Origin of the sequence: Flavobacterium cupreum, from assembly GCF_003996965.1 — a bacterium.
GTDB lineage: Bacteria > Bacteroidota > Bacteroidia > Flavobacteriales > Flavobacteriaceae > Flavobacterium > Flavobacterium cupreum.
Map to the genome: position 1 here is coordinate 1 of NZ_QWDM01000192.1, position 306 is coordinate 306.

General features: G+C 71.2%; 1 protein-coding gene. It reads right to left on the bottom strand.

Going from position 1 to position 306, the window contains the following annotated elements:
- The coding region (locus D0817_RS27145) for an ATP-binding cassette domain-containing protein (protein ID WP_202866541.1) at positions 1-306 on the bottom strand (306 nt) is incomplete at both ends.

The window sequence follows — 306 nt, forward strand, 5'->3', positions numbered from 1 at the left end:
CATCAGGGCTTCCTCGAGGGTCGGCTCGGCGGCCGTGGCGCCGGCGAACGGGGCGTGCGGTTGGGCGATGCGCAGCGCCACGCGCTCGCCCTGGCGCTGCGCGTGCAGCACGTGCACCGTGGCGCGCAGCTCATCGTACGCGGCGGCGTCGACGTTGGCGCTCCAGACCTGGCCACGCGCCTGGGCCAGCATGGCGGCGGGCGTCTCGTAGGCCAGCAGCTTACCGCCGCGCATGATGGCCAGGTGGCTGGCGATGCTCTCGACGTCGGACACGATGTGGGTCGACATGATCACCAGCTTGTTGTA